This window comes from Atlanticothrix silvestris CENA357 (genome assembly GCF_016056295.1).
In the GTDB taxonomy this organism is placed as follows: domain Bacteria; phylum Cyanobacteriota; class Cyanobacteriia; order Cyanobacteriales; family Nostocaceae; genus Atlanticothrix; species Atlanticothrix silvestris.
The window spans coordinates 57,554-82,382 of the sequence record NZ_JAECZB010000102.1 but is presented as its reverse complement, the minus strand read 5'-3'; the positions used below and the strand labels follow the sequence as shown (position 1 = coordinate 82,382).

General features: G+C 40.9%; 17 protein-coding genes and 1 riboswitch. Of the genes, 10 read left to right on the top strand and 7 right to left on the bottom strand.

Annotated elements, in window-relative coordinates; genetic code table 11:
• Positions 1 to 2: 2 nt before the first annotated feature.
• Together I8751_RS27055 and I8751_RS27050 are read right to left on the bottom strand one after the other, a co-directional pair.
• Positions 3 to 650: a class I SAM-dependent methyltransferase gene (locus I8751_RS27055; protein ID WP_214442175.1), complete on the bottom strand. Its 648-nt coding sequence runs from the start codon at positions 648 to 650 to the stop codon at positions 3 to 5.
• A gap of 218 nt (positions 651 to 868) precedes the next feature.
• On the bottom strand, positions 869 to 1,870 hold the full coding sequence (locus I8751_RS27050) for a CHAD domain-containing protein (RefSeq protein ID WP_214442174.1): 1,002 nt from the start codon (positions 1,868 to 1,870) through the stop codon (positions 869 to 871).
• Between the two features lie 295 nt (positions 1,871 to 2,165).
• Between I8751_RS27050 and I8751_RS27045 the strand changes: the two genes are divergently transcribed.
• A complete protein-coding gene (locus tag I8751_RS27045) occupies positions 2,166 to 3,233 on the top strand; it encodes a DUF3616 domain-containing protein (protein ID WP_214442173.1) in 1,068 nt (355 codons plus the stop codon).
• Here I8751_RS27045 and I8751_RS27040 read toward each other — a convergent pair.
• Entirely contained in the window at positions 3,230 to 3,634 is a 405-nt protein-coding gene (locus I8751_RS27040; protein WP_214442172.1) for an NIL domain-containing protein, read from the bottom strand. The genes I8751_RS27045 and I8751_RS27040 overlap by 4 nt on opposite strands.
• Positions 3,635 to 3,801: 167 nt before the next feature.
• Between I8751_RS27040 and I8751_RS27035 the strand changes: the two genes are divergently transcribed.
• The gene (locus I8751_RS27035) at positions 3,802 to 4,392 is read left to right on the top strand and encodes a thioredoxin family protein (protein WP_214442171.1); all 591 of its coding nucleotides are present in this window, start codon (positions 3,802 to 3,804) and stop codon (positions 4,390 to 4,392) included.
• 302 nt (positions 4,393 to 4,694) lie between these two features.
• Here I8751_RS27035 and chlP read toward each other — a convergent pair whose 3' ends face one another.
• Complete coding sequence (gene chlP, locus I8751_RS27030; RefSeq protein ID WP_214442170.1) at positions 4,695 to 5,951, bottom strand: geranylgeranyl reductase; 1,257 nt, start codon at positions 5,949 to 5,951, stop codon at positions 4,695 to 4,697.
• Between the two features lie 138 nt (positions 5,952 to 6,089).
• A riboswitch (Fluoride riboswitch) is annotated at positions 6,090 to 6,173 on the top strand.
• A gap of 90 nt (positions 6,174 to 6,263) precedes the next feature.
• Between chlP and I8751_RS27025 the strand changes: the two genes are divergently transcribed.
• From I8751_RS27025 to I8751_RS27010, 4 genes are all read left to right on the top strand, one after another.
• On the top strand, positions 6,264 to 7,904 hold the full coding sequence (locus tag I8751_RS27025) for a cation:proton antiporter (protein WP_214442169.1): 1,641 nt from the start codon (positions 6,264 to 6,266) through the stop codon (positions 7,902 to 7,904).
• A gap of 294 nt (positions 7,905 to 8,198) precedes the next feature.
• Positions 8,199 to 12,089: a DUF2157 domain-containing protein gene (locus tag I8751_RS27020; RefSeq protein ID WP_214442168.1), complete on the top strand. Its 3,891-nt coding sequence runs from the start codon at positions 8,199 to 8,201 to the stop codon at positions 12,087 to 12,089.
• A gap of 146 nt (positions 12,090 to 12,235) precedes the next feature.
• Positions 12,236 to 12,466: a type II toxin-antitoxin system Phd/YefM family antitoxin gene (locus I8751_RS27015; protein WP_214442167.1), complete on the top strand. Its 231-nt coding sequence runs from the start codon at positions 12,236 to 12,238 to the stop codon at positions 12,464 to 12,466.
• On the top strand, positions 12,463 to 12,849 hold the full coding sequence (locus I8751_RS27010) for a type II toxin-antitoxin system VapC family toxin (RefSeq protein WP_214442166.1): 387 nt from the start codon (positions 12,463 to 12,465) through the stop codon (positions 12,847 to 12,849). Before I8751_RS27015 ends, I8751_RS27010 begins: the two co-directional genes overlap by 4 nt.
• Here I8751_RS27010 and I8751_RS27005 read toward each other — a convergent pair.
• Together I8751_RS27005 and I8751_RS27000 are read right to left on the bottom strand one after the other, a co-directional pair.
• Entirely contained in the window at positions 12,817 to 13,059 is a 243-nt protein-coding gene (locus I8751_RS27005; RefSeq protein ID WP_214442165.1) for a hypothetical protein, read from the bottom strand. The two genes, I8751_RS27010 and I8751_RS27005, sit on opposite strands and share 33 nt — an antisense overlap.
• A 40-nt stretch (positions 13,060 to 13,099) precedes the next feature.
• Positions 13,100 to 14,047, bottom strand: coding sequence for an NAD-dependent epimerase/dehydratase family protein (locus I8751_RS27000; protein WP_214442164.1), 948 nt, complete (start codon positions 14,045 to 14,047; stop codon positions 13,100 to 13,102).
• Positions 14,048 to 14,462: 415 nt separating this feature from the next.
• Between I8751_RS27000 and purD the strand changes: the two genes are divergently transcribed.
• From purD to nblS, 4 genes are all read left to right on the top strand, one after another.
• Positions 14,463 to 15,746: a phosphoribosylamine--glycine ligase gene (purD, locus tag I8751_RS26995; RefSeq protein WP_214442163.1), complete on the top strand. Its 1,284-nt coding sequence runs from the start codon at positions 14,463 to 14,465 to the stop codon at positions 15,744 to 15,746.
• A gap of 65 nt (positions 15,747 to 15,811) precedes the next feature.
• The gene (locus I8751_RS26990) at positions 15,812 to 16,261 is read left to right on the top strand and encodes an element excision factor XisH family protein (protein ID WP_214442216.1); all 450 of its coding nucleotides are present in this window, start codon (positions 15,812 to 15,814) and stop codon (positions 16,259 to 16,261) included.
• Positions 16,249 to 16,593, top strand: a complete 345-nt coding sequence (locus I8751_RS26985) for a XisI protein (protein WP_214442162.1) — start codon at positions 16,249 to 16,251, stop codon at positions 16,591 to 16,593. The genes I8751_RS26990 and I8751_RS26985 overlap by 13 nt, the downstream gene beginning before the upstream one ends.
• A 360-nt stretch (positions 16,594 to 16,953) precedes the next feature.
• Entirely contained in the window at positions 16,954 to 18,903 is a 1,950-nt protein-coding gene (gene nblS, locus I8751_RS26980) for a two-component system sensor histidine kinase NblS (RefSeq protein ID WP_214442161.1), read from the top strand.
• A gap of 119 nt (positions 18,904 to 19,022) precedes the next feature.
• On the opposite strand, the gene I8751_RS26975 is transcribed toward nblS, so the two are convergent.
• Complete coding sequence (locus I8751_RS26975) at positions 19,023 to 24,461, bottom strand: ATP-binding sensor histidine kinase (RefSeq protein WP_214442160.1); 5,439 nt, start codon at positions 24,459 to 24,461, stop codon at positions 19,023 to 19,025.
• Positions 24,462 to 24,829: the final 368 nt, after the last annotated feature.

Here is a 24,829-nt window from a genome sequence, read left to right as displayed (position 1 = left end):
TTTTAACTTTTCGAGTTTTTTAGCAGTAATTGGCAACCACATGAAAATGGATTTAGGCTTTCTATACGCTCATCCGAAACCACCTCAACCGGAAGTTTACTGTTGTAAATCAACTCGTCGTAATCCATTAATGCATTCCACTTAATCTTGCCGGTTGGGAAGCCTAATTCTAAAGCTGCATCAGATATTAACTCCTGCCATTTCTGAACCTCTGGGTTTTGCGATTTGCAGTAATCAAGAATGGCGATAAATGCACCAGGTTTAGTAACCCGTAAAATCTCCTCAAGGGCGCGGACTGGATTTGCAACAACACAAAGAGTAAAGCCCGACGCTGCTGCATCAAAGTTATCATCAGGAAAATCAAGGTTTTGAAGATCCGCTACTTTGAGAGTGATGTCTGCGGATACACGTTTTTTACGGGCTTCATCTAGCATTTTCTCTGAAAGATCAACCCCTACGACATGCACTCCTTCAGGGTAGGCTGAAAAATTAAGACCTGTTCCTGCGGCAGCATCAAGTACAGTTTGTCCTGGCTGAAGTTGCAAAGAATCAATTAGCGGTTTGCGATTAATATCCCAGTAACGCAGCATAATCGACTCATAATCCACTGCTCCCTGATTGTAGGCCTCAATTACCTTGGCTACTTGCATACTATTTCCTAATTAATAGAAGTACTTTTCGACTCAATGTCGTTATCACTTTGTCACAATTTAGATACCTTTGCCTATACCCTCTATTTTTAATACAGTCATCTTCACTGACTATACAAACTCAACCATAAAGAGTTATAAAATAAAAATTCATCCCAAGTCTCACTAATAATGAGCGTGGAATGAATTTTTGGATGATTCCGCAGTATTTTTTTTGATCAATCTACCTTTTGTGATTCATCACCTGCCAGTTCAAGAGGATGCAGTATTGTTAAATGAAAGCTATGCTTAGTTTCAGCTTTCAAATACCGTTCTTGTAAAGGTTGCCACTGCTGCCATAGCTGGGAACGATTTTCTGTCAATAAAGTAGCAAGACCAGGTAAAGAAGTTTGTATTTCTGATTTAAATACATCTACAAGCCACTCATCTAAAACCACATTATCTTGCATAGAACCCAAAATATCTTGCATACTATTCACTTCTGCAATATAAGCCGCGTAAGACTCACCATAGAGTTCAGTAAATAACTCCATTTGGTAACGTACTCGTTTGGCTTGTTTCCGCAAACTATGAATAGTTGAGCCTTTTGCTGTCAACTGTTGTTCAATTTTTTCTGCTTTCCAATTTGTGCGGATTTCTACTTGTGAGTCTACAACATGAGTACCAACTAGCCAACCTGGATGTAGCAAGAAACTACTGACTTCAGGTAAAAGCAAATCTGGTAGAACTTGCTGAATTGGTAAAGATGCCAACAATTGATAATTAGGTTTCTCCAACCACTCTTCTAATTCATGTTTTAAAGACTTGTAAGGATCATCTTTTAATGTTGCTTGCACCTTAGTAAGTGCATCTTCACGTTGTTTAGCTAAAACATTAAAAGCTATTTGTAGAGATTCTTGTTCTTTAGCTGGTAAATATGGTTGGTAACGAGTTTTTAATGTTTCTTTTAATACGTCCAAATCTCGTAGATTACCAAGACGACGGGCAATTTTACCAATGTTCTTATCACTAGCTGGCTTTGGCAAATTCAGTGCCAAATCAAACCTACTTACAGCCGTGCGTAAACGGCGCATCCCCACTCGCATTTGGTGCAGTGCTTCCGGGTCTTCATCTTTCTTAACTGATTTTTCCCACTTCAAGGTTTTCTTAAAGTGTTTTTGAAGCGCCTGGTAAGCGTAGTCTCCTAGAGTTTTTACTGTTGGTTCTGTCGCTAATTTCATATTTGATAGCAATGACCTACTTAATCAGGTTATTGCATAATAGCATTAGTTAAAACTTTCCATCTATCTATCTATCTATTGATATTTTTTTAAATAATACTTTAGAAGTAAGTATTATTGTTACCATCGATACTAGATATTTTTGTAAAAAAATACAAATAATACTAAAGATTTAAAACACAAGTTACTTGCTAAAGTGCATTCTGACTAAGGTTTTGGCAAATTTTATATTGCTCAGTATTAAAGCATATTAAAATAGAAATTTAGTATTTTTGAATAAAAGAGACTAAGTTAAATGCTGAATTCACACCTGCTCCATCAAGTTTCTCTGATGTTTAGCGACAATTTTCAAGAACACAGGAAAGACATTTCAGCTTTGCGATTTACTCCTGATCATCATTTGTGGTTTGGATCAGATGAAACTTCTTCTATTGAACGTCTTTCTTTTGTTGATTCACAAAACTTTGCAAAACACAAACAATTTCGGGTAGCAGAATTTATCAGCTTACCTGAATCAGAGAATAATGAAATTGATATTGAAGGAATTGCTTATGACGATTATTATCTTTGGTTTGTTGGCTCCCATAGCTGGAAACGCGAAAAAACTAAAACAGAGAATAATGATCCTGAAAATATTCTCAGGCTCACACAAATAGAATCAGAACACAATCGCTATATCTTAGGAAAAATTCCGTTAATCGACGGTGAATTATTGGCATCTTGCCCTCATCCTCAAAATCCTGATGTACAATTGAGCGCCGCCAAATTAGATCTCAAAAAAGACGGTAATTTGCTGACCAAACATTTAGCAGACGATCCGCACTTGGGCTTATTTATTAACGCTAAAATTCCTGGTAAAGATAATGGTTTTGATATTGAGGGAATAGCTGTTTATCAAAATCGAATTTTTTTAGGTTTGCGCGGCCCTGTGTTGCGTGGTTGGGCAATGATGCTAGAGATAGAATTAGAAAACTCTAGCCCAGATGTAATGAAGTTACAAAAAATTGGCGCAGACAAACAAAGATATAAAAAACATTTTGTTTGGTTAAATGGGTTAGGTATTCGGGATTTATGTTTGGATGGCGATGACTTATTAATTTTGGCTGGCCCAACAATGGTTTTAGATGGCAAGGTGCAAGTTTATCGCTTAAAAAATGGTGTAAATATGCAAGAAAATGTTTTGAATAATCCTGAATTGCTGCTTGATCTTCCCTACGGAAATGGAGACGATCGCCCGGAGGGAATTACCTTGTTTAATGATATTACTGGTGTACCTTCGCTATTAGTGGTTTATGACTCTCCAGCACAAAATAGGCTGGTAGGAGATAGTGGTGTGATGGCAGATGTGTTTAGCCTGGATTAAAGATTGGTTGAGATTGCCTGTACAGGACAGGTAGGGATACATTGTTCACAAACAATGCAACGCGATCGCGTGAATGTCAATTTGTATGTCTCTGGATGAAGACTAAGGGCTTCAGTAGGGCAAACCCCAGTGCATAAGCCGCAGTGGACACATACATCTTCATCTATGGCAATTTCACCTAAAGTATAGGAAACATTAATATGCCGTGATCGCATCCATTCAATAGCAGCATCTAACTGATCAATGTCTCCCGATAGTTCTACCACGAGGTTGCCAATTTGATTGGGGGCAACTTGGGCGCGGATAATATTAGCAGCTACGTTAAATTCTTTTGCCAAGACGTAAGTGACTGGCATTTGAACAGCACGTTTGGGAAAGGTCAGGGTAACTCGTTTTTTCACAGGTTTAGCAGAGGGTTTTTTCTGTTGTAGCGTACTAGGGCTGGATAATTCGTAATTCGTAATTCGTAAACGCTACACTGGCTTTCACCTCACCCTACGCACTAGACCTTGGTTTCGGTCAGTTAAACTGAAGAGGAAATTGCTTAATAAGTTTTAATAAATTTGTTATGACTAAATATTCACCAGTTAATTCGCCTGAAAAGCCTGTATCTACGATGGGCGTGCGTGTGAGAAATTTCTTAATTGCAATAGTGGCGATCGCTCTTAGTGTTGCTTTAGTCGTAGGATTGCGAACTGAGACAACTTCAGCTTCTTTGGTTCAATTAGAAGAGACATCAATACCTTTGGAAGTAGCTATCAGCAACGGTAAGCCATCAATAGTAGAATTTTATGCTGATTGGTGTACTGTCTGCCAAAAAATGGCTCCAGATATAGCTGAATTAGAACAACAGTACGCTGACAAAGTTAATTTTGTCATGTTGAACGTCGATAACACCAAATGGCTGCCAGAGATGCTGAAATATCGTGTAGATGGCATTCCCCATTTTGTATTTTTGGCTAAGAACGGAGAAGCTATCGCCCAAGCGATCGGCGATCAACCCCGTCTAGTCATGGCCAGCAATTTAGATGGTTTGGTTACTGGTTCATCTCTACCTTATGCTCAAGCTAGTGGGCAAGTTTCCAAATTTTCAGCCCCAGTTGCACCAGCGAACAGTCAAGATGACCCGCGCAGTCATGGTAGTCAAGTAGTTAATTAAGGCAGGGGAAGAAGCAGAGGGGCAGGGAGCAGGGGAGCAACAAGAGGGGAAAAGGTTAAAGGGTAAAGGGTAAAGGACGAAGAAATAAACCCTTTCCCCCTTACCCATTCCCCTTTGCCCCTTTTTCCACATGTCCAATGCCCAATGCCCCATGCCCCATGCCCCAAGACTTCTCGCTTAAGTATTTTTAATTCGGATCGGGTTTTGGGAAAAGGTTAAAGGGGAAGGGTTAAAGGTTTTTTCTTTCCCTTTCCCCCTTACCCTTTTTCCTTTAACCGAGAAGCATTGCCCCATGCCCTACTTTAAGGAGCTAAGGCGTTACCGCGAATTAGGCTACCAAGGGTCTTGGCAGTAATTTTCAGTTGAGTGATGGGATTGGCTGGGACAACTGTCTTATACAGATAGCTATCGAATGTTAATTTCTGCACATCCATATCACCGCACATTTCCACAAAGGCTTCGCGGGTAGCGTCGGAACGATAGAACACACTTTGCAAGATATCTAATACCTTGTAAGTGAGTCCGTATTTTTTATCCCAGCGCTTGATGTAAACCTTGAGGTCGTCTTCTGTGGGAATGCGGCTACCACTATTGGACATTTCCACAATGGTTTCAGCACACATCCGCCCAGACTTAGCGGCGAAATAAATGCCTTCACCAGAAGACTTGGTAACATAGCCAGCAGCATCTCCGACTAAAGCGATGCGACCTACAACGCGACGAGGACGTGGATGCTCAGGAATTGGGTGTGCTTCGACTTTGATAATTTTACCGCCTGCTAGCTTCTCGGAAGCACGGGCGCGGATACCAGCTTGCAACTGTTTGATACTGGCTTTGTTGACATGCATTGTGCCAGTACCCACGGCTACGTGGTCATATTTGGGGAAAACCCAGGCGTAGAAGTCGGTAGAAACATCATTGCCGACATACATTTCGGCAAGGTTGTTGTAATACGCCATTTTATCTTCGGGTAGGCGAATGCGCTCTTGGAAAGCGATCGCATAATTGTAATCCCCAGCATCCATTTCTTTGGCAATCCGGGAATTAGCCCCATCTGCCCCAATGATTAAATCCACTTTCAGGGTTTTGGTAATGCCCTGTCCGCCGCCTGCTGTATGGTCAACGTAATGGATAGTATAAGGCTCAGTATTGTTTATGGGTATATCGAGTTTATGAACAGTCGCATTAATTAAATTTGCGCCGAGTTTTGCCGCGCGATCACGCATGAAACCGTCTAGAACTTCACGGCGGCACATTCCTATATATTCATCTTGATTTACCAGATTGATATCAACCTCACGATTTGAGGGCGAAATCATTTTCATCTTTCGCACTTGGCGATCGATAATCTCTGGTGGTAGGTCAAATTCACCCACCATACACAGGGGAATAGCTCCCCCGCAGGGTTTGGCATTGTCTAGCTTACGCTCAAACAAATAAGTTTCAATTCCTGCTTTGGCCAGTGTTTCAGCGGCAGATGAACCAGCAGGGCCTGACCCAACAACAGCAACCCGTAGTGTCAAAGGTCTTCTCCCAATCTTGACATTTACCGAAAGCATCGTATCACGGTCTTTTGGCTGATTTCTCGCTTACCCTCCAGGTTTTCATGGAATTGCAATATTCCTTAATTTTTCGACATGAAGTAGAGTAAAGGAAATAGCTTTTCACAATGCCAATTAAAAATGGTATTGTTTACCTAATTTAATGGCGATGGAGCTCGCCAAAACCGCCCTTCCAGTTCTGTAAATGTGATCTGGATGGCTGATGGTTCCTACTTTCCTAACTGCGGGAGAGTAGGGCTTGGCTAAATGCATTACCTGACTCTCTTGTAGAAAGTGTTTATCTACAAATTTCGTTTCTGGAGTCGTGGAATGTTAGCCAGTGTATTGTGGGTTTTAATCATCGGCTTTTTTGGGGGTCAACTTGCCCGTCGTTTAGGCGCTCCGCCTTTAATTGGGATGATTTTAGTGGGAATTATCCTTGGCCCCCAAGTTCGTAATGTCATCAGTGAAGATGTGCTGGGTGCTGCTGATGAATTGAGAACTTTGGCAGTGATGATTATCTTAATGAAAGCCGGACTGGGGCTAGATAGAGAAAAACTAGCTCAACAAGGAAGTGTCGCGCTGCGCTTGGGTTTTTTGCCAGCAGCAATCGAAGCGATCGCCATTGCTTTTGCCGCTATGGTAATTTTTAAATTTGACTTTCCCATTGGCTTACTCTTGGGTTGTGTGATTGGCGCTGAATCTCCGGCTGTGATTGTTCCAGGAATGCTGAGACTTAAAAGTTTGGGCTGGGGTGTTACTAAAGGCATTCCCGATGCCATTTTAACTGGTAGTGCCTTATCTGATGTGCTGCTATTGCTAGTTTTTAGCCTACTGTTGAGTTTCTTAGGTGACGGAGGTATTGAGCAGATTGTCCTACCTGGGGGATTCACTTTTACTGCTCTCCAACTGCTGCCATTGCAAATTATCATGCAAATATTTCTGGGAGTGTTATTGGGGTATTTAGCAGCTCGTTTATTGGTTGTAGTTTTAACCAAACAAAACTGGACTCAGAACATCGTTCAAGATACTGTAATTGCTGCTAGTTTAGCCTTATTTTTGGTAATTGTTGCTCATGATTTGCCTTACTTTTCTGGTTATTTAGCAGCAATGGCTATGGGGTTTTTCTTAATTGAATTAGATGCTCCTCTAGCCAGGAGATTACGCGGCGGATTTGATAGTTTATGGATAGTAGCCGAGATTTTTTTGTTTGTATTGTTAGGAGCAACTATTCAACTACAAGTATTAGAGAAGATTCTATTACCTGGTATTTTAATTTTGGCAATTGGTTTATTGATTGGTCGGATGCTGGGCTGGTATCTCTCGACTTTGGGTAGTAATTGGAATTGGCGAGAAAGACTATTTTTATTACCAGGGAATTCAGCCAAAGCTACAGTTCAAGCTGCCATTGGGGCAATTCCTCTTTCTCAAGGAATTGCGGGAGGAGAAACTATACTAGCGATCGCAGCTCTTTCAATTTTAATCACTGCACCATTAGGGGCTTGGTCAACTATGACTTTCGCTCCTAAATTGTTAACTAAGGGCGAAGTTGATCCTACTAAAGTTACAGTTTCTACTCGTACTCTATTGCTAGCAGCAGTAGATACTTCTAGTTTGGCTACAGAAGTTTTAACGAAAGTTGCAGATTTAGCACGTCGCAGTAATGGTGAGGCAATTATTTTGCATGTAATTAATACTTCCAGCCAGCAAGATATTCAACAAATAAAACAACAAACTAAACAGTTATTATCTGATATCAAATATGAATTTTTGACTATTACAGGCGCTGTGCCAGAAGAAATTATTCGCATCGCCGAGGAGTTTCATGTAACTGCGATCGTGATGGGAAAACGCGGCCATCAACCTTGGGAACAAGTGCTGTTAGGCTCAGTATCACAAGCAGTCTTGGAAACTAGCCATATACCTGTAATTTTGCTAGAAAATCGTGAATATGATACTAATTCTCTATAAGGATGCACTTAAATATTTATTAGATGTAGACGCGTTCGCGTAGCGTCTCGTAGAGAAGTGGCTTGCCGCAGGCTACCACAAAGTACGCAAAGTGCCCAAAGAAAGAGAGCAGTCAAAAAATTAATTATTAAGTGTAAGTTTACAAAGAAGGCGATCGCCATCGATACTGCACTGCCATTTTTCCAAGATTCAATTAAAAATTAAGATTAGTCAGCCGAATAAGTGGCACAAATAGAACCAAAATATACTTAATCAAACCCATGATTTAAGTACATATTTGTAGGGCTGCCACTCATGTCTTCACCACTTGACCGCCCTTTGGAAATTGAAATCAGATTACCATCTTCCCATCCTCAATTACTGGAAGGATTGGATATATGGCTACGTTTAGGTTTGATCTCTGATGCTCAAGTCAGGCAACTATGCCGCGAGTTTCTAGCTTGTCGAGTAGTATTGCAAGCCCAGATTGAACCTGAACCACAGGTAACAGTTGCAACTTATGACCCTGTTAAGCAGTTGCCTGTGGGAGTTTTACAAAGCCCCAGACAACCAGCTAAACCGAACTTTTTAGCCACAATGTTGCAGTCATTGGGGGCAGAATTGAGTGTCCGCTGGCTGCTATTTTTAGGTGTATTTCTGGTAGTGGTTTCTTCTGGGGTACTAGCTGCTAGTCAATGGGAGAGGTTTCCTGCCTCTGGACAATATGGGGTTTTATTTGCTTATACCTTGAGTTTCTGGGGATTCAGTTTTTGGGCAGGTAGGCAAACCAACCTCAGATTAACGGCTCAGACATTGCTGATTGTCACTTTGTTATTGATACCAGTCAACTTTTGGGCAATGGATAGTTTCCGGTTATGGCAAAATCCATTGGACTGGTTGACAGTGGCGATCGCTTTTCCTACTTTGACGTTGGTTACAGTTTTGCTTTGCAGCAATCGGGCAGTTTTTCATAATTTATCAACTGGGAAATTGCCTCTAGTCAATATTCTCGGATTGATTTATCTGCATTGGGGTTGGCAATTACCAAATTTTCCCTTAATTGCTGTTTATGTGGCAATGGTAGGTACAGCTATCATTACCATCTATCAAAATCTTTACCTCCAACCAAACCCTCCTCTTCCATTAGTAAATGAGGATAGGCGGCGTACTGTAACAGGCATGAGTTTGTACGCTGCTGTAATTATTTATGCCCTAATAGTACTGCTGGTACGGGCAATTTTTGTGGCTGGGGTAGATGTCACTGAGTTGGGCTTGGCTATTGGCATTTGTGGCTGGCTGGCAACTTGGTTAGCACAGCAAAAAGCAGAATTGCTTTCTACTACTCCTTTGCCCCTCGGTCTCTTAGTTTGGGAGAGACTTGGCGGAGTTTTACTCTTCTTGGGTTGGCTAGTGGCTGTAATCGATCATCCTTGGCAAGCAATAGCTGTCAGTGGATTGAGTTTATGGTTTTTGGTTCGTCGCTTGCATAGGCATAGTTTAAAGGTTGATTTGGCAGCAATTTTTGCTATTGGTTTACAGACAATTTGGTTGGGTTGGCGGTTAGTTCCTTCTGGGGCGCAAGAATGGGCGATCGCTACTGGTACTATAATCACGAATGCTCAAAATCAACCTTGGGCGTTGCTGAGTGTAGCTTTATTTCCTTACTTAATTTTGATGGTAGCGATCGCAGATCATTTATATCGCACCCAAAAGCGGGACTTAGCCCAGTTTGGCGAAATATTAGCATTATTATTTGGCAGCTGTTTAACCACGCTTTCTTTAGTAAATCCCACATTGCGATCGCTAAATCTGCTATGTTCTACAATCACTATCGCCATCGTTACCAAACGCCGTTCTTCTAACCCTGCCCTCTTGATCTACTTTACTCACATCATGGGGGTATTCACGCTTTGCTCTACTATTAATTGGTTATTGCCAACTCTCAGCAAAGAAGTCTGGGCAAGCATTTTGTTAGCTTTGATGGTGGCTGAATGGATATTCAGCCTTAGAAGTGGATTATGGCAACGTAGTGCATGGTACATCGGTTTAGGACTTGCCGTTGTTAGTTTTGCCCTATTGTGGATTAATGCTGAATCGTCTTGGTATGGCTTTACTACTAGCCCAGATTATTGGGGTGTCACTTGGTTAATTACACCTTTAGCACTTACAGGTTTAGCCAATAGCACATCTGTCACACAACGTACTACCAATAGTTTCTTGAGTGTCCTGGCTGCGGGTATGTCCCAGACGCTAACTTTACCGCAACCAGAAACCAGATTAATTGGTTTAGCTGTGGCTGCGGTTGTGATGTTTGTCAATACGCGCTATTTACGCAACCAAGTAACTGCGGGAATTACGGTAGGTTTTGGTCTAACTTTTATTGCTACGCTGCTATGGGAAGGATTGCCTGGGCTACCACGGTTAACGATTGCAGGTTGGTTTGTCGTAGAAGCGATCGCCATTTTCAGTTTATGGCTAGGGCGGACATTTCTCAACCGACGCGGTGATCAGTTAGCAACTCTATATGCCCAAGCAAGCGATCAATGGGCGATCGCATTGTGTAGTTTTGAGTTAGTAACTATGACACTACACTCGACATTAATTTATTGGAATGTTGTCACACCAGGAATATTTTACTTAGCAGCCACTGCCATTACATTAGGGGCGATCGCTTATCGCAGTTGGAGAGAACCGACAAATTGGGCATTTTATGGCATCGGTTGGTGTCTGGAATTGTTAATTGCCCAAGTATTGGGCTTTGGGGAACATTCAGTTATTAGAATTGCTGCTGCTAACATTGCCTTGGGTTTGCTCACTCAGTTTCTAGGCGAGTGGTGGCGACGACGATACCAATTAGAAAGGCTTCCTAGTAGCTTCCACATTTTGCCATTAATTTATGGTGCATTCAGTGTATTGCTGCGTTTGAACACCTTCACCGAGTGGACAGGTTTGTATTCCTTGGGTGTAGCTTTAATTATTATTGGCGTGGGGCGACGACGCGAGAACTTTAAACCCCTGCTGTACTTAGGAATTATTGGCGTATCAATTTCTGCTTATGAACTTCTGTTTTATCAAATGTTACAAGCTTCAGGCGGAGCATTAGGTGATGGATTGATTGCCATGTCTGCCCTAGGTACTAGCATCATGTATGCTTATCGCATTCTCTCCCCTTGGCTTGTAAGCTACTTACGCCTGACTCCTCAAGAACTCAAAGGTATTGCTCATCTTCATTGGGCTTGGAGTAGCTGTTTATTAATGGCGGCTATTCCTCTTCCCATTGGAGTTAACCGTTTGGTGGGATTGGCAACAGGGGTATTTTTGATTCGCTATGCCATCTTTCAAGGACGAAATTCGCGCACTTCCCCCAGCATCTTGGGAGGAATCACAAGAGCCGAGATGTGGGTTTACCTTGGTTTATTAGAGGTAGCCGCGATGAGGGTTTATTGGCGGGAGACAGCAGTGGGAAAATTTTGGGCTGGGCCGTTACTTCCTTGGAACGGTGCGATCGCCTGTGTGGTAGCTTATTTTCTGTATATCCTGCCTTGGGAAAATTGGGGTTGGTCTAAAAGACCTTGGCAACAAGCCGCCTACATCATACCACTGATAATTTTATGGGAAACCAGACTGCAAACTTACCCTATTACCTTGGTACTCGCAGCTGGATTCTACATTTTTCTAGCAAAGGTGAGCGAAAACATTCGTTTTACCTATATTAGTGTGGCATTGATTGATTGGGCGCTTTACCGTTGGTTTGATTCCCTACGCCTGACTGAAGCTTTATGGTATGTAACACCCATTGGGTTATCACTGTTGTATATTGCTCAAGTAGATACCCAGCTGAGGCTACCAGAGTACAAAGCAGCTCGGCATATTTTGAGAATGCTAGGTAGTGGTTTAATTTGTGGGTGGGCAATTTTATTTAATCAAGATACAGCCTGGATTCCGGGAATTTTCAGCCTCATTGCCATTTTTGCTGGATTAGCTTTGCGAGTACGAGCTTTTCTCTACATTGGTACAGCCACTTTTTTAATTACTACAATCTATCAATCAGTAATTTTTAGTTTGCAGTACTCCTTTTTAAAATGGATTATTGGCTTACTAGTTGGCATTTTACTCATTTATATTGCTGCCAACTTTGAGACCCGTCGCGCTCAAATCACTTCCCTAATTCGTAGCACCATTGATGAATTTCAATCATGGGAATAGGGGTAGGTATTAAGCTAAGAGTTGAACTAATTAGACAGGCGATCGCCTAAATTCAAGATACCTGTAAAATTAAACAAGAGCGATGGCTTTGCCAAAGTCTTCTCTACCAGACGCTAAGAACGGCTAACGCATAGAAGCACAAAACAATGACGCAGATTCCGTTAACAGAAGCTCAACTTCGTTTACCTGAACTAATTGCAAGTCTGCAACCTGGTGAAGAAGTGCAAATTCTTTCCGGTAATCGCACTGTCGCCAGACTGATTGGCGAACTTCAACCACCCCGTAAGCCTCGCCAGCCCGGTAGTGCAATCGGAACCCTAACCATCCTTTCCGAAGATGAAACCCACTTGGAAGACTTTCACGACTACATGCCATGAAGTTTCTGCTCGATACTCAGGCATTCCTCTGGTTTGTACTTAACGAGCGCGCTCTTAGTCAAGTCGCCTGTGATTTGATTGTCGATCCCCTCAATGATATCTTGCTCAGTCCTGCTTCCTATTGGGAAATTGCCATTAAAGTTAGTATTGGTAAGTATCAAATTCCTGGAAATTTTGAAACATGGATGGAGCATCAAATCCAAGTTAACGAATTAGAAATATTACCGATTAAAGTTGCTCATGCAGCCGCGATCGTGACTCTGCCCTTCCATCATAAAGATCCCTTTGATCGGCTTTTGGTTGCCCAAGCACTCACAGAAAAGATCCCTATCATTAGCGTGGATGCAGTGCTAGACAATTACGCAGTTACTCGTTCTTGGTAAGTACCATAACCTGACTTTCAAGATAGTTGCTACAAAAGCGGCGATCGCACTCACTCTACCTAAACTCACTCCATGCAGGCAAAATGTTCCAGCAAGTCTCCGGTGGACGAAGATATAACCGCCGCCGACCTTTTGCAGAAAAATGCGATCGCTGGCGTAGTTGAGGAAACTAACATAGTCTAAGGGAATGTAATTTTTGCGGTAAAGCATGAAACGCCAAGTGTAATGTTGAATGCAAACTACACTAGAGTTAATACAAAGATTTAATCCACTCCCATTCCTGCGTCAAACCCTCTCGTAAAGAGACTTGCGGCTGATATCCCAGAATTTTCTGTGCTTTAGATACATCAGCAGCAGTGTGGCGTGCGTCTCCCATTGCCTTTTCTATGTGGTTTCTTTTGATTGGTTTCCCGACAATTTCTTCAATCGTATCCAAGACTTCTGCTAAAATTACCCTGCTACCGCCACCAATATTAAAGATTTCTCCCACTGCTTCGGGTGCGATCGCGGCGGCTAAATTGGCGGCGACAATATCACTAACAAAGGTAAACTCCCGCGTTTGCTGCCCATCCCCATAAATAGGAATTGCTTCATCTTGCAAAATGGATTTAAAGAACTTATGGAATGCCATATCTGGGCGCTGTTTGGGGCCATAGACTGTGAAATAGCGCAATGTTACACAGGGTACGCCAAAGTTTTTGTGATACAGTTCACATAAAAACTCCGATGCTAGCTTCGTAATGCCATAAGGAGAAACTGGTTGAGGACAAATTCCTTCGTGGGTGGGTAATGTTTCTGCATCACCATATACACTCGATGAAGAAGCAAACACTAACCTTTTCAGATGTTTAGCATCCTTAGCTGCTTCCAGCAAAACTTGTGTAGCGTTAATATTTCGTTCTGTATAACCTCGAAAACCTTTACCCCAACTTGCTCTTACCCCTGCTTGTGCCGCTTGATGGTAAACTAAATCAACATCTTTTAGGAGTTTTGGCCAATCTAAAAACTGCATATCTCCTTCAATTAATGTAAAACCAGGTGATTGATGTAAGTGTGCAATATTGTTACGCTTTAATATCGGATCGTAGTAATCATTGAATTCATCAATTCCGATTACTTCTTTTCCTTGTTTTAACAATGTTTCTGTAAGATGAGAGCCAATAAATCCGGCGGCTCCAGTAACGATAATTTTAGCCATGCTGCCTATTTTTTATATCCTGATTAATCTCTAGATATTCACAAGTTACTAATTATAATCAATAATTTGTTGTTAATTGGATTTTTTTAATTTTTGGTGAGAGCATTATAATAAATAATTAAATTAAAAATCTTCTATTTTAGGATGCTAATAATATAAAATTATAAATTTGCTAATTAATTAAATTTAATTTCAAGAAAAATATAGTTAAAATTCAATAGCTAAAACAGGTCAGTAGATGCGAAGAATTAAAGTTAGATATGGGTAATAAATTAACTTTTTAGCTAACTACATTGGTTAATGCCTATATATTTAATCATAAGAGGCTTGTACAAGTGCGAGAATTGATGAAAAAATTGATCCGCGAGAGCCGAATTGGGCATTCTCGTTTCGCAAGAAACGCACGAGGAAATCAGTGAAAGTTTTAGTTGTAGGTAATGGGGGGCGCGAACACGCTCTGGCATGGAAGCTGTTGCAATCTAAGCAAATTGAGCAAGTTGCCTGTGTACCGGGGAATGGAGGCACAGCAAGTATGGAACGTTGCCATAACTTGCCCTTAGCAGTGGATGATTTTGAAGGCATAAGCCGATATGCTCTAGAAAACGGTATCACTCTTGTGATAATTGGGCCAGAAGTACCTTTGGCAGAGGGAATTACAGATTACCTCCAAGACAAAGGATTGATGGTATTTGGCCCAGTCAGAGCCGGAGCGCAAATTGAGGCAAGCAAAGCTTGGGCAAAAGCCCTGATGCAAGAAGCGGGGATTCCAACGGCACGGGCCGCGGTTTTTACGCAGGCAGTAGCAGCTAAATCTTATGTCAAAGCACAAGGAACGCCTATAGTTGTCAAAGCTGATGGTTTAGCAGCTGGTAAGGGTGTAATAGTTGCTGAAACGCTAAAACAGGCAGAAATTGCCATAGATAGCATTTTTCAAGGTCAGTTTGGTAGTGCAGGCAATTTTGTCGTTATTGAAGAATGTTTGATTGGGCAAGAGGTTTCGGTTTTAGCACTGACCGATGGACTGACAATTCGAGCTTTGCTACCTGCTCAAGATCATAAGCGAATTGGTGAAGGCGATACAGGAGACAATACTGGTGGTATGGGAGCTTATGCCCCAGCACCTATTGCCACGTCAGAGTTGATGGCACGCGTTCAAACAGAAGTTTTAGAAAAGGCGATCGCAGCTTTAAAATCTAAAGGTATTGACTACCGAGGCGTGCTTTATGCTGGGTTAATGATTGCACCCAACGGCGATTTTAAAGTTTTAGAATTTAACTGTCGCTTTGGCGATCCAGAAACCCAGGTAATTTTGCCACTTTTGGCAACACCCTTAGAAGATTTACTTCTAGCTTGTGTACAGCAGCGTTTAGGCGAATTGCCTCCCATTGCTTGGCAAGAGGGAGCATGTGCAACTGTCGTCGCTGCCTCCGGCGGTTATCCTGGAGCTTATGAGAAAGGTAAAGTCATTACTGGCATTAGTGAAGCAGAGGCAGCAGGAGCAACTGTATTTCATGCTGGCACCAAGTTAAATCAGCAACAACAACTAGTGACAGATGGAGGGAGAGTGTTAAATGTCACCGGGGTAGGCAAAAATTTTGAGCAAGCGATCGCCCAAGCATACACTGGCATCAAAGCTATTCAATTTGAGGGGATATATTATCGAGGAGACATCGGTTATAGAGTGGTAAATAAAGAGTAATCTTCGCATACTCAACAAGTATAGACATCATGCAAAAGTAAATTTTGCAAGATGTCTAGTGATTTATATCAGGCAGCGAAGCTGACTTATACTTAAGTTATGCCCAAGTTAGACTTATCCATAATGCGGTAAAAAACGCACTGATAAAGGACGGCTGGGCGATTACAGATGATCCCTACGTAATTCAGTATCGAAGAACAACGTTGTACGCTGATCTTGGTGCTGAACGTCCTATTGCAGTTGAACGAGATGGGCTAAAACTTGTAGTTGAAGTGAAAAGCTTTATTGGCGCATCAAAGATACAAGATTTGAAAGAGGCTCTTGGTCAGTATGACATCTACCGTTATCTTTTAGAGGAAACAGCGCCAGACCGTAAACTTTACGTTGCTATCAATGCGATCACCCACAAAAGCTTTTTCACGCAAGATGTGATTCAACTCATCCTCCAAAAACATCAACTTCCACTCATTGTCGTCGATACAGAGACAGAGGAGATCACACAATGGATAAATTAACTGAGTATCCCAAGCTAATTAAGCGTATCCTGACAGAGTATATAGAACTATGTAACCGTCGTCCGCACCAAGGCATCGAAACATTCTTGATTATGGATGAGCCAAAGGGTCACTATATTTGGATGAACCTTGGCTGGCAAAAAGGCGATCGCATTACTGGTATGACTGTATACGTTCGGATTCAAGATGGCAAATTCTGGATCGAGGAGGACTGGACTGAAGATGGTATCGCAACTGACCCCGTTCGTGCAGGTGTTCCCAAGCAAGATATAGTGTTGGCATTCCATGAGCCTAAGATGCGGCAGTACACAGATTTTGCAGTCGCATCGTAGCTGTTTGTGGCGACCTCTCACAATGCGGTGCGGCAGAAGGTACGAAAATTTTGGTGCCCAGTTCAAGTTTATTAGCCATCGCTAACCGGAACCGGACAGCTAGCTCAAAATTTAGATAGATTAGATTTTTGTTACACTACTACGCGTTTACGCATAACCTAGCAGTCAAAAAATAGAGTTGAACGCATCAATCCTCAACTAGATATTAACTCCGATGTCTGAAATAAGTTAAATTCGTTGTTGAGGCTACCTTAAGGGAAACCTCCAATTTCCCCATCTCCTTAACATGTTTGTCAAATTAACTGTTAATTTTTTAGTTGTTGGGGTTTATAACAAAGACTACTAACAACTTTATTTAAAATGCTAGCTCTTTTTACAACAATCCGAGAAGCGATCGCCAATTGGTGGTCAGAGTTCACCCTCCAGACCAAGCTTTTGGCTGTCGCCACGTTGGTGGTTTCTTTGGTAATGAGTGGTCTGACCTTCTGGGCTGTGAATACAATCCAGCAGGATGCGCGCATGAACGATACACGCTTCGGTCGTGATTTAGGGCTACTGCTCGCTGCCAACGTTACCCCCCTGGTCGCTGAACATAATCTTACAGAGGTTGCCCAATTCTCCCAACGCTTCTATAGCAGTACCTCTAGTGTACGTTACATGCTCTACGCTGATGAAACTGGGAAAATCTATTTTGGCATTCCTTTTTGGGAACCAGAGGTAGAAAATTCCCTCACCATTGAACGGCGGATACAACTGCCGGAAGATTATCCCGGTGAAGGGGATAAACCAATGGTGCGGCAACACATGTCCCCAGATGGGGTCGTCACCGATGTATTTATTCCTCTGATTGTCGATAAAAAATATTTAGGTGTATTGGCGATTGGGATCAACCCTAACCAAGCAGCAGTTATTTCTACAAATTTCACCCGTGATGTCACCATCGCTGTTTTTATCACAATTTGGGTAATGGTGATTTTGGCAGGAGTCATTAACGCTTTAACCATCACTAAGCCGATTAAAGAACTTTTGGTAGGGGTAAAACAAATTGCTGCCGGTAATTTCAAACAGCGAATTGATTTACCCCTAGGAGGTGAACTAGGAGAATTAATTTTCAGTTTTAATGAAATGGCGGAACGCCTAGAGAGTTATGAAGAGCAAAACATCGAGGAACTAACAGCAGAAAAAGCCAAATTAGAAACCTTGGTTTCAACAATCGCCGATGGTGCTGTCTTGATCGACAACAGTATGCAAGTTATCTTAGTTAATCCCACGGCACGGCGAATTTTTGGCTGGGAAGGTGATGAGGTGGTAGGGAGCAATGTTTTACATAACTTGCCTCCAGCTGTACAAATGGAAATCACCAATCCCTTGTATGAAATGGCAGCTGGCGAATGTGAAAGTGCCGAGTTCCGCATTCATCTTAGCCAACCTATCAAGCGCACAATCCGCATTCTCTTAACGACAGTACTTAACCTGCAACGGGAGAGTATTAAAGGAATTGCCATAACTGTGCAAGATATTACCCGCGAGGTAGAACTCAACGAGGCCAAAAGCCAATTTATCAGCAACGTTTCTCACGAACTGCGAACGCCTTTATTTAATATCAAATCGTTTATTGAAACTTTGCATGACTACGGCGAAGACTTGAGTTTAGAACAACGGCAGGATTTTTTGCAGACTGTCAATCATGAAACTGATCGCCTGACTCGCTTAGTTAACGATGTTTTGGATTTGTCAAAACTCGAATCAGGTCGCAATTATAACTTCGGTGGGGTGGATTTGGCACAAGCGATCGAACAAACGCTACGTACTTACCAACTCAATGCTAGAGATAAAGGCATTGAACTAATTCAAGAAGTCGCTCCCAATTTACCATTAGTCGTGGGTAATTATGATTTGTTGCTGCAAGTTTTAGCTAATTTAGTTGGCAATGCTTTGAAATTCACTCAGGCAGGTGGCAAGGTGGCCATCCGTACTTACCAATTAGATTCCAAGCCCACTTCTCATACTCTGTCTTCTCAAGTGCGGGTGGAAATCTCTGATACTGGCATTGGTATTGCCTCAGAAGACCAACAAGCAATTTTTGACCGCTTCTTCCGTGTAGAAAATCGAGTTCACACTTTAGAAGGTACTGGCTTGGGTCTATCAATTGTGAGAAACATCATGGAAAGGCATCGTAGCAAGGTGCATCTGGTCAGTGAAGTTGGGGTGGGAACCACTTTTTGGTTTGACTTAAACGTTTTTGATGAGGAAACACTAAAAAAAATCGTAGAACCTAAGGCTGAAGCACCCAAAATTTCCGCAGCCTAGAAGCAGAGTGTAGGGGAACCCTCCGACGCTCGCGCAGCGTCTCGTAGAGAGGAACGAGCGTCAGGGGTTTTGTTTGTATAGGCGCGATTTCCAATCGCCCGGTGTCTCTTTTCTATTGCCTATTGCCTTTCGCTCTGAGTTTGAGACAGAATCGGTAAGCTAATGACAAATTCTGTTCCCTCACCTGGAGTAGAATTGACATCCAAAGTTCCGCCATGTTTTTCTACAACAAGAGACTGAGCGATCGCTAATCCTAATCCCGTACCTTTCCCAACTGCTTTGGTAGTAAATAAGTGGTCAAAAACTTTTTGCTTGATTGATTCACTCATGCCTTGACCATTATCAGCAATCTTCACCTCAACCTGTTTATCTTTTAAAGAGGTGGTAATTGTAATCCGATTAGGATTGGTTTTTATTTCCTCAAAACTCCGACCTATATTTGCTTCATCCAATGCATCAATAGCGTTCGCTAAGATATTCATAAATACTTGATTTAATTGACCAGGAAAGCATTCAATTTGGGGTAAGTTACTATACTCAGTCACTACAGCAATTGCCGGACGAATATCATTGGCTTTGAGACGATGTTTTAAAATTAAAATTGTGCTATCAATGCCTTCATGAATATTAAACGGTACTTTGTAATCTCTATCGGCACGAGAAAAAGTGCGGAGACTGGTACTGATATTTTTGAGCCTGTCACACGCCATAGTCATCGAATCAATCATCTTAGGAAAATCTTCTAAGCTATATTCCAAGTCGATTTTTTCGGCATGAATCAGAATTTCATCTCCGGGAGTAGGAAACCTTTTTTCATATAATTTCAAGTGTTGGATAACATCAGTAAATATTGGTTTAGCTTGTTTGAGACTGGCAGCAATAAAACCGAGAGGATTATTCATTTCATGAGCTACTCCAGCAACTAAGTTACCCAATGCAGACATCTTTTCACTCTGAACAATTTGTAATTGAGCTTGTTGTAAATCTTGTAAAGCTTGCCCAGCTTGCTGATAAAGTCGAGCATTTTCTAAGGCGATTGCTGCTTGGGAGGACAGTAGGTTAATCACTCGTAGACGCTGACTAGTAAATACCCCTTGATTAAGTTGATTTTCTAGGTAGAGAATCCCTACCAAATGACCTTGGTTAATAATGGGTGTACATAATACACTTTGAGGTTGATGTAAGAGCATATATTCCCCAATCACACCAGGAATATTTGTTTTACAGTTGTCTATGATGACGGTTTCTTGAGTATTTTTAACGTAATTGATCAGTTTTCTAGGAATATTTTCACAAGCATCTAATAGTTGTGAATCAAGAATAGTTTTGACATCAGTTTGAGAATTGGACTGTTGATCAATAAAGTTAATTGCCCGCACTTGCCAAGTATCTTCTTGAGGAAGAATTAATACAGATTTTTTTGCACCAGAATTTTCTAGAATAATTCGAGTCAGACTGCTGATAAGTTCGTCTAATTCTATACAACTAGAGATTGTTTGAGCAGCTTTGAGAATGCAAGTTAAATCTAGAGCATCAGAAATATTAGTACTGCTGGTGGTGTAAGTAGATGTAGAAGCTGATGTACGGGAAATGCTGGCTATGGTTTCTAAGGGATAGAAGTTGAATTCTTGCTGTTGCAGAATGGGTTTGAGTGATTTGGGATAGCGTCTTTCCAAGTCATCAGTTTTGGCTTTTGCTCCCCAACGGGCATAGCTGTAATATGCTTGTTGCAGATATCCTTCTGCGGCTTTTTCTTTACCCCATTCTAAGTAAAATTTGGCAGCAAGTTCGTTAGCGATCGCTGCTTCTTGAATATAGTCATTGGCGATTGCTTGTTGGATAGCGATTTCATAATAATCTGCGGCTTGTAGGCGATCGCCAGTTACACGAGCTTGTTCAGCTAAAATTAAATTGTACTTATGCTGATAATTGACTGGTGCATGATCTGCCCATTCTTGCATTTTTGCTTGATTTTGGGCTACTTTATTAAGATAAAGCTGTTGCTGCGCTTCACTTACCTGAGAACAAAGAGCTAATAAACTTAAAGATTGATAGAAATTTCTTAAAGGAACAATTAATAAGCCTGCTGCTCCCTGTTCATACTGCTCAAATTTTTGGGAATATTCCCAAGCAGATTCGTATTCACCAAAAAGATAAGACAGTAGTATTTTTGCTAAATAGACATAACAAATACCATTGATATTGTTAGTTTCAATCAAAGTTGGTAACATTTCTATTTCGTGAAAATGCTTACCATTTAAGCAGCAGGGGTTAGCCACTTCTCCTTGTAAATTTAGAACCGTTTGCCGCCAGATATTTCCCCAAATTAGAGATACCTCTTGTTTAATTTGCTGCATGAGGTCACAATATTTATCTGCCTCCAGCACAGCATTTTCTAGGTTTTCTCCACTCCAAAAGAGAAACTGACAATAGCAATTGGCGCAATAGCCTACATATTCTAAATTTCCGGTTTCTAAACCACTTTGTAATCCATCTAAAAATAAACTTAACGTGGATTTAATTGAATCTTTCCAGTGCTTAATGAATAAGCTGAATGTTAGATAAACTCTGCTTTTAAGTTCTTTAGTTTGAAATTTATCTAAAAGTTGTACTGCCAGTTTTCCAAAGTTATATCCATCTTCAATTGCACCTACACTACACAAAAATAACCCATAGAGGCTATAAGCAACAGCTGCCTGTGGTGAGTTGCCATGCTGGATACAAATTTTGATCATTGTAAAAATTTTCAGCGGCAACAACATCGGTTTGGCTATATAAACCGGGGCAAACAAACCTGATAAAATGCGGAGTGCAACTAATTGGTTGGGATTAGTTATTTCGGGCAAATCTGCCAATGCTGCAATCGATTGATGAACAAACATTTTTTGCAACTGATCATGTTCATCAAAAATCATTTGAGTGCTACCATCTTCAGGTAACGTCAAATCTAGTAATTGGAGTGCTTCTCTACCTGTGGCTATTGCTTCAATAAATTTATTTTGTGCCGTATAAGATTGGATTTGAATCTCATAAGTACGAACTTTTTCTAATGGAGATTTAGCATTTTTGAGAATAATCTCTACTAATAATTTTGATGATTCAAAGTTTGTATTGAGATATTCTGCCTCAGCCGCAGATTCATAAACAGCAAGGGCCAAATCATAGCTGCTTTGCCAAGCATTTATCGGTAACAGAAGCATCGCAACTTTTAAATACTCCACTGCTGTCGCATAAGCAGTCGAGTTCTTGGCTTTACAACCAGCTATGAGATTTAACCGAGCCAGATGTTCTCGTTCGCCAGGTTCCTCTAATAACTCCAATCCGTAATTGAATTGGTTAGCGATCGCAAAAATTCCAGACTCTTGCTGGTCTTTATGTGTATTATGTAATAATAATCGCCCAATTTGCAGATGTGTTGACTGTTTTTGTGCTTGTGGAATCAGTGAATAGGCAGCTTGTTGGACGCGATCGTGTAAAAATTTATATATAACCGTCTCAGAGTGTTCTTGAGTAGCTGTTTGATTTTCAGAACCAACAAAAAACTTATAAACTTCACTTTGCGGCAAAATCAACCCTTCTTGCAAAGCCTTCCACAAGCAATCTGCGGTTTCCACCTCCGATTGTTTGGAAACAATTGCTAATGTTTTTAAATCGAACTGATTCCCAATACAAGCGGCTAGCTTCAATTGGTGTTGAGTTGATTCTGGTAGTCTTCGTAATTGAAAAACCATAAAATCAACAACATTGTCTGCTAGAGTTTGCTGATTGATTTGAGAAATGTCACATTGCCAACATCCTTCTATATAATTGAATTGAATCAGTTGGTCTTGATGTAATGATTTGAGAAGCTGAGTTGCAAAGAAGGGATTTCCTTGAACTTTACGATCAACTAATTGTGAAAGAGATAATGCTACACTTTCTGCACAATTTAACGTATCGGCTACAAGTTGATTCAAATGTAATTGATTAAGTGGCTTCAGGATAAGACTATTTACTGTTACACCTATTTTGCGAATTTCATCCAACATCACCATCAATGGATGTGCTGGAAAAACTTCATTGTCTCGATATGCACCAATTAACAATAAATATCCCTGATTAGCTTCATTCATTAATAATTGCATAAGTTTCAATGAAGCCGAATCCACCCATTGCAAGTCATCTAAGAATATTACTAAGGGATGGTCTTTAGTTGTAAATACCTGAACAAATTTCTGAAATAATAAATTAAATCGATTTTGTGCTGCGTTACCTGATAATTCTGGTGCGGGTGGTTGATTGCCAATGATTTTTTCTAATTCAGGAACGACTTCAATAATTACCTGTCCATCTTCACCTAATGCTTGAACAATTTTATTTTTCCATTTTTGTATTTGACCATCACTTTCTGCTAGTAATTGCTCCATGAAATTACGGAAAGCTTGAACAAATGCCGAAAAAGGAATATTTCGATTAAATTGGTCAAATTTGCCTTTAATAAAATAACCACGTTGTTTAACTATTGGCTTATGAATTTCGTTAACAACCGCAGTTTTACCAATTCCTGAAAATCCAGCTACCAATGTTATTTCTGTTGAACCCAGGCTAACTTTTTTAAAGGCTTCTAATAGGGTTTTTACTTCTAATTCTCGTCCATAGAGTTTATCAGGGATAATAAATCTGTCGGATACATCCCTTTGAGCAATTGGAAAATTCTCAATTTGGCCTGTTGTCTTCAGCTGAGCAAAACAAATTTCTAAATCATGCTTCAATCCTAATACACTCTGATAGCGGTTTTCAGCATTTTTTGCCATCAATTTGCTGACGATTTCCGAAATTACAGATGGTATTTGTGAGTTAATTTCATGTACTGAAGGGGCTGCTTTAGCAATATGGGAATGCACCAACTCCATTGGGTCATTTGATTGAAAGGGTAACTCGTTTGCGAGTAACTCGTAGAAAGTTACACCAAGTGAATAAAAATCAGTCCGGTAGTCAATACCCCGATTCATTCTCCCTGTTTGCTCTGGAGAAATATAAGCTAGTGTTCCTTCTAACACATTGGGGCTGATTAGCGTTTGTGTTTCCCTTGGTAATAGTGATGCAATACTAAAGTCGATTAATTTAACTTGTTTGGAATGAGGGTTGATTAAAATATTGCTCGGTTTAATATCTTTATGAATGATGCGCTGACTATAGAGTATCTCTAAAGTATTACACAGGGCGATCGCTATTTGTAAAAACTCTTGTAAAGACTCTATATCTCGCGTCTGGTCATGAGCAAAATAATCTTTGAGGGAAATGCCCCCAAAATCTTCCATCACCAATACGTAGCCATTTTGATAGGCTTCCAGGCTGTAAGTTTGGATGATTAGGGGTGAGTTGAGATTTTTGGCAATGGTGTACTGATTGCGAAACTGCACCAATTCACTGAAAGTAGGATATGGATTTTTCAGCAGTTTGATCACTACAGGTAATGAGTCAACTTCTCGATACCCTCGATAAACTAAGGTTCTTGAACCATTGTAGATTTCTTCAGTTATTTGGTGTCCGGGAATACTAACACGAGTGTTGAGCATACTGCTAAATCCTAGTGATTTCTAAATTTATTGTTCCCGAATCAGTAACGTCTGTTTAATGTCTATTGGTAAACATTACTGTGGTTTAAATTTAGATTTGAATTCCTAGGCTTTTGATAAGACTCGGTGACAACCAAATTTCTTTAGATGCTGTTGCTCAAGTCCAGCAGTAAGGACAAAATTTGGCGTTGCTGAATTAGGATATGAAATTAAAAAAGCAACTCTTACTCTCTGCGGTTCTGCGCGGCAGTTGCTCAAGTTGGAGAAGCAAAGTTTAAAGCCGTTACTTCGTCTCGCTACGCTTATCCCCTGTTGCCCGTTCCCTGTTCCCTGTTCCCTACCCACACCAAAGGACTTTTTCAGCAAGC